At 38.2% G+C, this 12,592-nt stretch carries 8 protein-coding genes and 8 pseudogenes; 13 read left to right on the top strand and 3 right to left on the bottom strand.

Annotation, left to right across the window (positions count from 1 at the left end; genetic code table 11):
• Positions 1-97 precede the first annotated feature (97 nt).
• The 9 genes and pseudogenes from ARSQ2_RS05395 to ARSQ2_RS05355 all read left to right on the top strand — a co-directional run.
• Positions 98-891, top strand: a pseudogene (locus ARSQ2_RS05395) (aspartate-semialdehyde dehydrogenase); the annotation flags it as partial.
• The gene (gene truA / locus ARSQ2_RS05390; RefSeq protein ID WP_181994622.1) at positions 891-1,706 is read left to right on the top strand and encodes a tRNA pseudouridine(38-40) synthase TruA; all 816 of its coding nucleotides are present in this window, start codon (positions 891-893) and stop codon (positions 1,704-1,706) included. The pseudogene ARSQ2_RS05395 and the gene truA, both read left to right, overlap by 1 nt.
• Before the next feature lie 58 nt (positions 1,707-1,764).
• Positions 1,765-2,386 (top strand): annotated as a pseudogene (locus tag ARSQ2_RS05385) (DedA family protein).
• Positions 2,387-2,551: 165 nt separating this feature from the next.
• On the top strand, positions 2,552-3,505 hold the full coding sequence (gene accD / locus ARSQ2_RS05380) for an acetyl-CoA carboxylase, carboxyltransferase subunit beta (protein WP_181994621.1): 954 nt from the start codon (positions 2,552-2,554) through the stop codon (positions 3,503-3,505).
• A 19-nt stretch (positions 3,506-3,524) separates the two neighbouring features.
• On the top strand, positions 3,525-4,811 hold the full coding sequence (folC, locus tag ARSQ2_RS05375; protein ID WP_181994624.1) for a bifunctional tetrahydrofolate synthase/dihydrofolate synthase: 1,287 nt from the start codon (positions 3,525-3,527) through the stop codon (positions 4,809-4,811).
• Positions 4,801-5,419 (top strand): annotated as a pseudogene (locus ARSQ2_RS05370) (SPOR domain-containing protein). The gene folC and the pseudogene ARSQ2_RS05370 overlap by 11 nt, the downstream one beginning before the upstream one ends.
• A gap of 195 nt (positions 5,420-5,614) precedes the next feature.
• Complete coding sequence (gene cvpA, locus ARSQ2_RS05365; protein WP_181994620.1) at positions 5,615-6,118, top strand: colicin V production protein; 504 nt, start codon at positions 5,615-5,617, stop codon at positions 6,116-6,118.
• Positions 6,119-6,132: 14 nt separating this feature from the next.
• Positions 6,133-7,644 carry an amidophosphoribosyltransferase gene (gene purF, locus ARSQ2_RS05360; protein WP_181994619.1) on the top strand — a complete coding sequence of 504 codons (1,512 nt, stop codon included), beginning with the start codon at positions 6,133-6,135 and terminating at the stop codon, positions 7,642-7,644.
• A gap of 95 nt (positions 7,645-7,739) precedes the next feature.
• Complete coding sequence (locus ARSQ2_RS05355; protein ID WP_181994618.1) at positions 7,740-8,312, top strand: UbiX family flavin prenyltransferase; 573 nt, start codon at positions 7,740-7,742, stop codon at positions 8,310-8,312.
• Here the strand turns inward: ARSQ2_RS05355 and ARSQ2_RS05350 are convergent.
• Positions 8,305-8,730 (bottom strand): annotated as a pseudogene (locus ARSQ2_RS05350) (DUF1731 domain-containing protein); the annotation flags it as partial. The gene ARSQ2_RS05355 and the pseudogene ARSQ2_RS05350 sit on opposite strands and share 8 nt — an antisense overlap.
• A 231-nt stretch (positions 8,731-8,961) precedes the next feature.
• Between ARSQ2_RS05350 and ARSQ2_RS14755 the strand changes: the two are divergent.
• Both ARSQ2_RS14755 and ARSQ2_RS05340 read left to right on the top strand, forming a co-directional pair.
• Positions 8,962-9,081: pseudogene (locus tag ARSQ2_RS14755) on the top strand (IS630 transposase-related protein); the annotation flags it as partial.
• Between the two features lie 65 nt (positions 9,082-9,146).
• Positions 9,147-9,470 (top strand): annotated as a pseudogene (locus ARSQ2_RS05340) (transposase); the annotation flags it as partial.
• Between the two features lie 236 nt (positions 9,471-9,706).
• On the opposite strand, the gene ARSQ2_RS05335 reads toward ARSQ2_RS05340, so the two are convergent.
• Entirely contained in the window at positions 9,707-10,381 is a 675-nt protein-coding gene (locus ARSQ2_RS05335) for an acyltransferase family protein (protein ID WP_181994616.1), read from the bottom strand.
• A 3-nt stretch (positions 10,382-10,384) separates the two neighbouring features.
• Entirely contained in the window at positions 10,385-11,050 is a 666-nt protein-coding gene (gene folE / locus ARSQ2_RS05330) for a GTP cyclohydrolase I FolE (RefSeq protein WP_181994615.1), read from the bottom strand.
• A 1,008-nt stretch (positions 11,051-12,058) separates the two neighbouring features.
• Between folE and ARSQ2_RS14750 the strand changes: the two are divergent.
• A pseudogene (locus tag ARSQ2_RS14750) lies at positions 12,059-12,217 on the top strand (molybdopterin molybdotransferase MoeA); the annotation flags it as partial.
• A 22-nt stretch (positions 12,218-12,239) separates the two neighbouring features.
• Positions 12,240-12,592 (top strand): annotated as a pseudogene (locus ARSQ2_RS05325) (hypothetical protein); the annotation flags it as partial.

Raw genomic sequence — 12,592 nt, 5'->3', positions numbered from 1 at the left:
TCAACCCTTCTTCTTCCATCGTAAATATCACTTTACGTCTAAAATCAATTGAATAGCTCATATAAATAATGTCATCAAAATTAAGTCGCTTAGCTATAGCTTTTTTGTTGATGGTAAGGAAGCGTCCGCTCGTTATGCAGAGCAAGCAGCGCAAGATGGTTGTATTGTCATTGATAGTAGTGGTTTATTTGCGCTGGAGCCAGATATTCCATTAGTGGTGCCGAGTGTTAATCCCCATCTCTTGGCTAATTATCGTAACCGTAATATTATTGCCGTTGCTGATAGCTATGTCAGTCAATTGTTAGTCGCCGTTAAACTGCTCATTAATGTTGCCGGCATTCATCGTTTAATTTTAACCAATCTGTTTTCAGTTTCGGTATATGGAAAAAGTGCAGTAGATGAATTGGCGGGTCAAAGTGCCCGATTATTAAAGGGTTTACCCGTTGATAATGAAAGTTTGATTAAGCAGCTAGCATTTAATCTATTACCATTATTAAGTGATGATGACCACAGGAGCGCAGTTTAGTTAATCAAGTGCGTAAAATTTTACAAAATGATGGGTTATCCATTATTGTCAGTTGCTTACAAGCACCGGTTTTTTATCGCAATGCACAAGTGGTTCATGTGGAAATATTACGTCCAATGACTGTACAAGAATCCTGGCAAGAAATTGCTCAATTTGATGATATTGAGCTAGTTTGCGAAGATGATTTTCCAACTCAAGTAACCGATGCTTCAGGTAGTGATCGATTAAGTATTGGTTGTATGCCTAACGATGATGGTGCACCTAAGATATTACAGTTTTGGTCGGTTGCCGATAATACCCAATTTGGTGGTGCTCGAATGTTAATAGAAACTGCGGAGCGATTAATGCAGGAGCAATATTATTAATGTTGGAGAAGCAACCCCATTTGTCGATGGCTAAAATTGCGTTAGGCATTGAGTATGATGGTAGCCATTATTATGGCTGGCAGCGTCAACAACAGGTAAAAAGTATTCAAGCTTGTTTCGAGTTCGCGCTAACAAAAGTTGCCAATGAATCTATCCACGTTTATTGTGCCGGGCGCACTGATGCAGGTGTGCATGCGACTGGTCAGGTTATCCATTTTGAAACATCTGCCATACGTAAAGATTCTGCCTGGACGATGGGGGTTAATAGTTACTTACCATCCGACATTGCAGTACAGTGGTGCAAAATTGTTGAGCCAGATTTTCATGCTCGTTTTTCTGCCACCGCGCGTCGATATCGTTATATTATTTTCAATCATCAACTTAGACCTGCGATATTAGCCGCAGGCGTAACGCATTACCATGCCCCCTTAGATGCGGAAAAAATGCATCTTGCCGCTCAGGCATTGGTTGGGGAGCAGGATTTTACTTCATTCAGGGCTATTCAATGTCAATCTAAATCACCTTGGCGTAATATAAAGCATGTTCATGTCAACCGTTATGGTGACTATATTGTGGTTGACATTAAAGCTAATGCCTTTCTTCATCATATGGTACGCAATATTGTTGGTAGTTTGCTAGCAGTAGGGTGTGGTGATCAGGATATTAGTTGGGTAGCAGAGCTTTTAGCATTGAAAGATAGAACAAAAGCGGCGGCGACTGCAAAAGCAGAGGGGCTCTATTTAGTTGCTGTCGATTATCCAGCAAAATATAAATTACCTACAACGATCGTAGGACCACTTTTTTTACCAGAATAATGAATTTAATTTTGCGTTTAATTAGACAGCGCTGAAGCTGTCAACTGTTGGATTTTTTATGGAATTTATTACTTTTATTATTAATTTTATTATACACATCGATCTTCATTTAGCTGAGCTGGTTGCTGAATATGGCATTTGGCTATATGCCATTCTATTTTTGATAGTATTTTGTGAAACTGGATTAATTGTTACGCCTTTTTTACCGGGTGACTCCCTATTATTTGTTGCTGGGGCATTAACGGCACTGGAGAGCAATGATCTTAATGTTCATTAAATGCTAGTATTAATAATTATTGCAGCAATTATTGGTGATGCGGTTAATTATACTATTGGTCGTTTATTCGGCGAGCGTCTATTTAGCAATCTTAATTCAAAAATTTTTGACGGGTTTATTTGGAAAAAACAAACCAATTTTATGAAAACATGGTGGTAAAGCGATTATTTTAGCTAGATTTATACCTATCATTAGAACGTTTGCTCCATTTGTCGCAGGGATGGGAAAAATGTCATATCGGCGTTTTGCTTTTTATAATGTGGCCGGGGCTTTAATATGGGTTCTATTATTTACTTACGCGGGTTACTTTTTTGGTGATTTGCCAATTGTTCAGCAGAATTTAAAATTATTAATTGTGGCAATTATTTTAATTTCTATTCTTTCGGGTATTATTGAGATTTGACGTTATCGTCGATCATCAATAAAAGAAAAACAGGTTGTTAAACAAAAAATAGATAGTCATTAGCAGGTTTGATCAGTTTTTTATCCACTATGCTTTGTCATTGTGGTTTAATGATTAACATAATAATGAGACTGATAATGTAATTTCAGACAGAAAGGCCTATTAATGAGCTGGATTGAAAAGATTCTTAATAAAAGCAATATTAGCCAGACCCGTAAAGCGAGTATCCCTGAAGGGGTTTGGACAAAATGTGATAGCTGCGGGAAAGTACTCTATCGCGCTGAATTAGAAAGTAATTTAGCCGTATGCCCAAAATGTGATCATCATATGCGTATTTCGGCCCGTCAACGTCTGGCCTCTTTTCTTGATGAAGGAACCACGGCTGAATTAGGTAGTGAATTAGAGCCGAAAGATATTTTAAAATTTCGTGATTCCAAGAAATATAAAGATCGCATATCAGCAGCACAAAAAGCGACACATGAAAAAGATGCTTTAATCATGATGAAAGGCTCGCTTAAAGCTATGCCGGTCATTGTAGCCGCTTTTGAATTTGCTTTTATGGGCGGCTCAATGGCTTCAGTTGTTGGTGCACGTTTTGTGCGTGCGGTAGAGCAAGCACTGGAAGATAATTGTCCGTTAGTTTGTTTTTCTGCCAGTGGCGGTGCTCGCATGCAAGAAGCATTAATGTCCTTGATGCAAATGGCAAAGACCAGTGCGGCACTGGCGAAGATGCAGGAACGAGGACTTCCCTATATCTCAGTACTTACCGATCCAACTATGGGCGGTGTATCAGCAAGTTTAGCCATGTTAGGCGATATTAATGTTGCCGAACCTAAAGCGTTAATCGGCTTTGCTGGTCCTCGGGTTATTGAGCAAACGGTTCGTGAAAAATTACCACCAGGTTTTCAGCGCAGTGAATTTCTGATTGAAAAAGGTGCGATTGATATGATTGTCAGACGGCCTGAAATGAGGGATAAATTAGCCGAAATACTGGCAATGCTCACTCATCAAACCGTTCAAGATGCAAGTCAAATTGATGTTATTAACTTAGTCGACGATGAACTGGAGCAACCCTATCGTGAGAAACCTGAAATTGACAACAAATCAGATCAAAAATGAGAAGATATATGAACCCTTAATGATACCAGGGGTAACCTCTTCTTTAGCTGCCTGGTTAACTTATTTAACCCAGCAGCATAGCAAAATTATCGATATGGGGCTTGAGCGGGTTGGGGTCGTCGCTCGACAGCTGGATCTTTTATATCCCGCGCCGAAAGTCGTTACTGTTGCTGGCACTAATGGTAAAGGAACGACTTGCCATACATTGGAATCGATTTTAATCGAAGCAGGATTAAAAGTCGGCGTTTATAGTTCTCCTCACCTGTTAGATTATACTGAGCGTGTTAGGATCCAGGGTAAAATGTTAGCTGAAGCTGAATTTTGTCGGGTTTTTGCCGATATTGAATCGAAACGCGGCACAACAACGCTGACCTATTTTGAATATGGCACCTTAGCTGCTTTACAGTTATTTAAACAAGCTAAACTTGATGTGGTTATTTTAGAAGTTGGTTTGGGTGGTCGGTTAGATGCAACCAATATCGTCGATGCGGATATTGCTGCCATCACTAGCATTGCATTGGATCACATTGACTGGCTTGGTGCTGATCGTGAACAGATTGGTTACGAAAAAGCCGGTATTTTTCGCTCAGGGCGCTATGTGGTTTTGGGTGAACCGGATATGCCGCAGTCGATTAATCAAGTGGCTCAAACCTTAGGAGCAAAGTTATTTCGTTGTGGGGTAGATTGGCAATTTGAGCTACAAAATAATCATTGGCATTGGCGATCCCATGATCACGATTTTAACCAGTTACCTGTGCCAAATGTCCCACTGGCCAATGCTGCAACCGCATTAGGAATTATTGATTGTTTAATCAAACAGGGTGATGCTATTGGGCAGGCGATATCATTGTCTGCTATTCAGCAGGGATTGATTAAGGCGAAATTACCAGGACGTTTTCAAATTATCTGCGAGCAACCTTGTGTAATTTTAGATGTTGCGCACAATCCCCATGCGGCAGCTTATTTAGCCGATAGACTAGCTCGCTTACCCAGGCAGAAAAATACTAAAGTTCATGCAGTTGTAGCGATGTTAGCCGATAAAGATATAAAAAGTACTTTATCTTATTTGGCTGCTCAGGTTGATAAATGGTATCTCGCTTCATTAAGTGAGATACGCGGTGCCGATGCAGCGCAATTAGCGCTGTATGTTAAATCGCCATATCAATTTGCGACGGTCAAAGATGCCTGGTTGCAGGCTATGGCCGAGGCTGACAAACAGGACATTGTGTTGGTTTGTGGCTCATTTCATACTGTTGCAGAGGTTATGGAACTGCAGACAAAAGAGGAAAGTTTGATTGGCCAGTAAGTTTCAAAACCGTTTGGTGGGAACGATCCTTATTGTTGCAGTTGGTGTGATTGTATTACCAATATTATTGGATGGTAATAAGAAATATAATGAGACTGAATTTGCAGCGATCCCTTTGGTGCCTAAAGCCAGCGATGAATATGAAATTGAACCTATTGCGCCGATTAATCCGAAGCCACTACAGACATCTTCAGCGAGCGCTGCAGAAGCCATGATTTCTGAGGCCACTTCTGATTCGAAGGCCAAATCAGCAGATAGTCTTTCCGCTCAGCAACAAGGAAAGTTTAAACCAGCTGTCAAAGTTGAAAAACCCGTGCTAGTGCCAAAACATATCACTAAGTCAAATGAGAAAACTCAAGTACCGCAGGCGCGGGCTTATGTTATTCAGTTTGGCAGTACTGAAAAATGCAGCAAAAGTGGAAGAAATTATTGCTAAATTACGTTTATCTGGCTACCAGGGTTATACCGAGCCATCATTACCAATTAATGGTCAATTAACTCGAATTTTTGTTGGCCCGAATGCTTCGAGAGATAAATTGCAATCCAGTTTGTCGGAATTGAAAGATTTAACCGGCTTACAGGGACAAATACGCGGTTATAAACCGTAAAATGGGTATGTACTAATAGATAAAACATATTGATACTGAAAAGTTATATTAATTATTCCTGCGGCGATCATGATTTATCTTTGCGCCGCATTTTATTGTTACTTTTCATTCAGCAAAATATCTAACGAAAAGGTTTTCGTTTTCTGCTAGAATGCGTTCGACCATGCTGAATGTTTAATTTTTTGGATTAAAATTATGGTTTGGATTGATTACGCTATTATTGCCATTATTTGCTTTTCGGCTTTGGTTACTTTAATTCGTGGTTTTTTACGAGAAGCTTTGTCATTTATTACTTGGGGTTGTGCTTTTTTTGTTGCCAGCCAATTTTATCCTTATCTGGCGACTTATCTCACCCGCTTCGATGACACGCTGATTAGAAATGGTATTTCGATTGCAATTTTATTTATCGCCACTTTAATTGTGGGTGCGGTAGTCAATTATGTGATTAGCTCGTTAGTTGAGCGAACAGGATTATCAGGTACTGATCGCGTGTTAGGCGTCTGTTTTGGTGTATTACGCGGTATATTAATTGTATCGGCAATCCTGTTTTTAATGGATACTTTTACACCCTTCCGAAAAAGTGAAGATTGGCAACGTTCTGAATTGATACCCCAATTTAGTCATATTATTAGATGGTTTTTTGATTATTTAAAAAATACGTCAAGTTTTTTACCTAAAAATATCACTCCGTTTGGTTGATAAGGAAAAAGTAGATGTGCGGTATTGTCGGTATTGCTGGTTTTAAAGCAGTTAAACAATCAATTTATGATGCGCTAACAGTGCTTAAACATCGTGGGCAAGATGCTGCAGATATTGCAACAATTGATGAAAATAAGCAATTTCGCCTACGTAAATCGAATGGTTTAGTAAAAGATGTATTTGCTGCCCGCCATATGCTGCGTTTACGGGGTAAAATGAGAATTCGCCATGTGCGTTACCCAACCGCGGGTAGCTCCAGCGCTTCCGAAGCGCAACCTTTTTATGTTAATTCTTCTTTTGGTATTACATTGACCCATAATGGTAATTTGACCAATGCACATGAATTAAGAAAAACGTTATTTGAAACGGCCCGTCGTCATGTAAATACTTCTTCAGATTCAGAAATCTTGCTCAATGTGCTTGCCCATGAATTGAATCAATTTGATCATTTTCCGCTGACTGCAGAAAATATTTTTACCGCTATTCCTGCGATGCATAACAAAGTTTGTGGCGCTTATTCTTGTGTTGCAATGATTATTGGCCCTGGTTTAGTAGCGTGTCGTGACCCATTTGGTATCCGCCCTCTGGTGCTGGGTAAGCGCACATTGGAAGACGGTCAAAATGAGTACATGGTTGCTTCGGAAAGTATCGCTTTAGATACCCTTAGTTTTGAGTTCTTGCGTGATGTTGCGCCAGGTGAAGCAATTTATATTACTGAACAGGGAGAGCTTTATAGTCGGCAATGTGCAGAAAATCCACAATTAACCCCTTGTCTGTTTGAGTTTGTCTATTTAGCCAGACCAGATTCTTTTACCGATAAAGTATCGGTTAATAAAGCTCGGTTGCGGATGGGGCAAAAATTGGGCGCCAAAATTGCCGGTCAATGGCAGGATTTAGAGATTGATGTTATGATCCCGATCCCTGAAACATCTTGTGATAGCGCACTGGAAATAGCTTATATTTTGAGTAAACCCTATCGCCAAGGTTTTTTTAAAAATCGTTATCTGGGACGCACTTTTATCATGCCGGGACAGCAGGAGAGACGCAAGTCGGTACGTCGTAAACTGAATGTCAATCGAGCCGAATTCCGTCGTAAAAATCTTTTATTAGTCGATGACTCTATTGTGCGCGGAACAACCTCTGAACAAATTGTTGAGTTAGCACCCGAATCTGGGGCCAAAAAGGTCTATTTTGCTTCGGCATCACCAGAAGTTCGTTTTCTGAACGTTTATGGTATTAATATGCCGTCCGCTAATGAATTGATTGCCCATGGGCGTGAAGTAGATGAAATTCGTCAACTTATTGGTGCTGATGATTTAATTTTTCAGGATCTTACTGATCTGATTGCCGCAGTCAGGGAAGAAAATCCCGATATCACCACTTTCGAGTGTTCGGTTTTTAATGGGGTTTATGTTACCAAGGATATTGATCAAGCTTACTTGGATTATCTGGAAAATCTGCGTAAGGACGATCAGCTAAAAGAACATAATGAGATTGAAAATTTGGAAATTTACAACGAAGGCTAACTTCTTGTTATCGTTTGAATTAAATTAGACTTTAACGGATATCGTTAAGCTGACAATACTGAAATCTATTTTATCGTTATTATTGAGCAAAAATGATGCAGAGAATAATTATCGGATTGACAGGCGCTAGTGGTGCAATTTACGGTATTCGTTTACTTGAAATTTTACATTCTGTTGCTGAGGTTGAAACACATTTAATTGTCAGTGCAGCAGCTAACCAGACTATAGCGCTCGAGACCTCTTATCGCCTACGCGATATTTTAGCAATGGCTGATGTTGTCTCTGAAGAGAGAGACATTGCTGCGGCGATTTCTTCTGGTTCATTTATTACCTCCGGTATGATTATTATGCCGTGTTCAATAAAAACGTTATCTGGTATTGCCAACAGTTATAACGATACATTAATTACGCGGGCGGCTGATGTGGTTTTAAAAGAGAAGCGTAAATTAATCTTGGGTGTCAGGGAAACACCTTTGCACTTAGGTCATTTGAGATTAATGATGAATGTCATAGAAATTGGCGCGATAATTTTTCCACCGATGCCGGCCTTTTATCATCAGCCAGAAACCGTACAGGACATTGTCGATCAAACTGTCAATCGAATATTAGATCAATATGGTATCACCTTACCACAAACCTTATTTACTCGTTGGCAAGGTATTAAGTAATGGTCTCTTGCGACGTAGTTAACAGTAATGACTCTAATGCTTCTTTTAATTCAATATAGTGAAATTTAAATCCATCTTCTTCAAGACGCTTTCGAATCGCTTGTTGCCCACCTAACATTAATGCTGCAGATTCGCCCATAATCGATTTAGTAACAAATTCTGGCGTTCTAATCACTGCCGGACGATTAAGTACTTCGGTCAGTATTGCACTGAACTGATCATTATGTACCGGGTAGGGTGAAGTAATATTAAACACACCAGATAATGAAGGTGATTCAAGCAGGTAATTAATCGCATTGACGACGTCATCAATATGAATCCAGGGAATATATTGTTTGCCTTTCCCGATTGGCCCGCCTAATCTGCCTTTAAATATCCGTAACAATTTTTTCAGTACACCGCCTTCTTTCGCCAGTATAGCTAAGGGACTTAATTTTGATGACATTATTTATATGAGCTATTCAATTGATTTTAGACGTAAAGTGATATTTACTATGGAATAAGAAGGGTTGAAGTATCCGAGAAACAGCGAAGCAATTTCGGATTGGCTCTGCATTTCTATCGCGTTGGATTAATCAAATAGAGCCAAAAGCATCGACTACGCGTCAGCGAAAATCGATAAAGCCGAGTTGATAAAAGATATTAAACAATTTATCCAGATGCTTACCAAAAAGAGCGTGCAGAGCCTTTTGGCGTTTGTCAGAAGGCCATTTGGCAAGCTCTTAAAAAAATGGGATTGACCTATAAAAAAACTTTACGTCATCCAAAAGCCGACGAAAACACTCGACAAACGTTTCAACAAAAAAACAACAGTATGAAAAAGAAGGCAAGCATATTGTTTTTATTGATGAAAGTAGTTTTTCACACGATACCCAGCGGACTCACGGTTATTCCCCGAAAGGTCAACGGTGTGTTGGTCTCAAGAACTGGGGAGATAAAGGAAGAACAAATGTTATCGGCGCTTTATTGGGCACAACGCTGTTTGCTATCGGATTATTTGATATCAATATTAACAGCGATGTTTTCTATGGATGGGTCACCCAAGTCCTTATCCCAGTACTTCCTAAAAACAGTGTAATCATGATGGATAATACAACTTTTCACAAGAAAAAGAGTATTCAACAAGTCATCATCGATGCGGGGCATATGGTGGAATATTTGCCTACCTATTCGCCAGATCTTAATCCAATTGAACATAAATGGACACAAGCTAAATGCAAAAAAAGAGCGCTCGGATGCGACACAGATATTTTGTTCGCACTCAATATGGTGTAATCAAAATTAAGTCGCTTAGCTATAATACTCAATGGCAATAGAACAGAGTTGAATAAAAATAGTTAATGGGATTGTCCAATAAGCAACATAGCGATAATGAAACAAAGAAAAATTTCCCGTTAACCACCAATTCTCACTAATGCTGCACCAGCCATCATTAATGCCAATAACTGCCAACCATAATCGATCACTAACATAATTAATCTTTGTGCTACCGATTCAGCTCGATATAAGAACGCTTTCGATCCGCCCGCTATTTTAATGTTGATCTCATTAGTAAAATCATTTTCTGCTGGATACCAAAATGACGAAACATGGGTAAAATAACTAAAACTGCCAAAAATAATTAAGTCGGATAAATAAATAACAATAGATTTATAATAGAGCTGCCTAGTGTTATTAAAATGAATAAATTTTATTGCCAATAGCCCCTTCAAAGCATAAGGCAATAGAATATCCCCATCCCACAACCCAATGCCATGCAGAAGACCAATAATAGCCAATAGAAACAGACGAATTTGATTCCAATATAAACCCTGCTTAGACAAAAATTCAAAACTTGCACCAAATAACAAACTAAAAATTGCCAGAAATTTTCCCTGCACAAAGATATTCAAAAATACCCAGCACCAAATATCCCCGGCTGTTGTGCTAGCAACATAAACTGGATTCACATAAGCTAATTCAGGTAGCGCAAAAACAAAAATATTAACCAGCAAAATTCCAAAAATAGCGCTTGCACGCAGCAGATCAATTTGTTCAATCCGCTGCCGTCTGGCTTTAATAACAAACATTAATTAGCGGTAACGCAGGCAAGAAATATTGCTTAAAAACTCCTGACGGGTATTTTGACTTGATTTAAATAAACCACCTAGCGAGGTTGTCATAGTGCTGCTTACATCACGAACGCCTCTGGCTTTCACACAATAATGAACAGCATCAATTGAAACCGCGACATTACTTGTACCTAATAAAGTTTGTAGCGCAATTAAAATCTGCTGGATCAAACGCTCCTGAACTTGTGGCCGTTGAGAAAAAAATTGAACAATACGATTAATTTTAGATAAACCAATCACTTTATCCTTTGGAATATAGGCCACTGTCGCCTTACCATCGATAGTGACAAAATGATGCTCACAAACACTCGTTAACGTAATATCGCGAACCGTTACCATTTCGTCGAAATCCATTTTATTTTCGATCAAAGTAATTTTAGGAAAATTATTATAATCGAGGCCTGAGAAAATTTCGTCAACATACATTTTAGCAACGCGCTTAGGTGTTTCCACTAAGCTATCATCTTTAAGATCGAGATGAAGTAAACGTATAATTTCACTCATGTGCCCTTCAATCTGTTGTTTACGCTCATTTGAGGAAAGAGATTGACCGAAAAGAGGGGTTTCAAGACCACGAGCTTCTAGTGCTTTACGAACAAGATGCGCTTCTTGACTGAGCGATGACATGCATTTCTCCAACAATAAAATTCAGCATTAATTTAACTAAACATTCAATAAATGGATACCATTATCCCATTACAATAGCCTATCCTAACAAAATATTTTTATATCGCGCTAATTTTCATATCAGAGTCACTATTTATTGTTTGTTTTTTCTGTTCATTTATATAAAAAATCAATTTATATTACTAAAAATAATCAATTTACTGACTATAGCCTCATTTTAAACCCATCGAGTTGAGACTAAATATTTTATCAAAAAAGATGATCCTGTTAGCTAGCAAAATTGATTGCTTTAATATCACAACACAATAAATAGTGGCCGTCATTTTTGTATATTTATATTATTATTTCTTGTGGGTGGCAGCAAAGAAATTATTTTAAGCACAGCGTTCAGATTTTTAATAGCCTATTGTTTAAGCATGTAAAGATTAAAAAATGTTCGGTGATAGTTTTCCTGTTATGAAAGACTGGCTGAACGATCATTAAGAGCACAAAATCGATAAGAACGCAAAAAATAGTCGAAATTGAATAATTATTAAAAAAAGATCGGCATTATTTAGACTATTTTGTATTTTTATCAGATTATTAATTTCTTTTTCAGTTGATTCATAACTGATTTTTTAACATGTTGAATTAACTTATCAGAAATAATAGTTTAATTGATTCCATCCTCTTCCGATAAATATTTCATAATTAATAACTGTTCTGGTGATAAATTAAACGGACTGAATATCTCTTTTATCTTACATGTTTGTAACAGATCGGTTTGATGAATAAATTTATAAAAAATATTTTGCTTGATGCAAGCTTAATATACAAATAATTTGCTGCGGCAAATTTTAATATTAAGCATGTAATTTCAGTCAGCTCTATTTTTTATCTAATATTTATTATTTTTTATAGTAGATAACTTCTTTGTTAATAAGTGAGATTGTTGTCATAATGCACTGAAAATATTTGGCAAAATTATCCCAATATCAATCAAAACGCTAGTATTATTTGGAGCCAAATATGGAGCATTATCATACCGACCAATTATTATCGCTGAAGGAAGTATTAAATAATATATTTACCCTAATCACCTTAATTGCAGAAAAAGAAATTATCCCACTAACAGAATCAATTAATCGCATTACTGCCAGAGAAATTATATCGCTAATTAATGTCCCTCCATTCGATAATTCAGCCATGGATGGTTATGCAATACGCTTTAATCATTGGTATGACGCCCGCCCCATTGGTTGTTGCGGGTACAGCGCTAGCTGGTTCTGCTTTTCGCGATCCGCTGCCAGCCAAGTCTTGTATTCGCATTATGACAGGAGCGCCGATCCCCTCTGGCGTTGATACGGTCATCATGCAAGAAAACACCCGGTTAGTTGATAATGCCATTATAGCTAAGCGACTTAATTTTGATGACATTATTTATATGAGCTATTCAATTGATTTTAGACGTAAAGTGATATTTACGATGGAAGAAGAAGGGTTGAGTATCCGAGAAACAGCGAAGCAATTTCGGATTCGCTCTGCATCTGTATCGCGTTGGAT

The sequence above is a fragment of the Arsenophonus endosymbiont of Bemisia tabaci Q2 genome, from assembly GCF_902713415.1.
Classification (GTDB): domain Bacteria; phylum Pseudomonadota; class Gammaproteobacteria; order Enterobacterales; family Enterobacteriaceae; genus Arsenophonus.
Note: the sequence above shows the minus strand (reverse complement) of the source record. Positions and strands in the feature narration are given on the sequence as shown.

Coding starts and splice junctions, on each gene's coding strand:
- ARSQ2_RS05355 (WP_181994618.1), top strand. CDS start 7,740: ATGCAGAGAATAATTATCGGATTGACAGGCGCTAGTGGTGCAATTTAC.
- ARSQ2_RS05335 (WP_181994616.1), bottom strand. CDS start 10,381: ATGTTTGTTATTAAAGCCAGACGGCAGCGGATTGAACAAATTGATCTG.
- truA (WP_181994622.1), top strand. CDS start 891: ATGTTGGAGAAGCAACCCCATTTGTCGATGGCTAAAATTGCGTTAGGC.
- cvpA (WP_181994620.1), top strand. CDS start 5,615: ATGGTTTGGATTGATTACGCTATTATTGCCATTATTTGCTTTTCGGCT.
- purF (WP_181994619.1), top strand. CDS start 6,133: ATGTGCGGTATTGTCGGTATTGCTGGTTTTAAAGCAGTTAAACAATCA.
- folC (WP_181994624.1), top strand. CDS start 3,525: ATGATACCAGGGGTAACCTCTTCTTTAGCTGCCTGGTTAACTTATTTA.
- accD (WP_181994621.1), top strand. CDS start 2,552: ATGAGCTGGATTGAAAAGATTCTTAATAAAAGCAATATTAGCCAGACC.
- folE (WP_181994615.1), bottom strand. CDS start 11,050: ATGTCATCGCTCAGTCAAGAAGCGCATCTTGTTCGTAAAGCACTAGAA.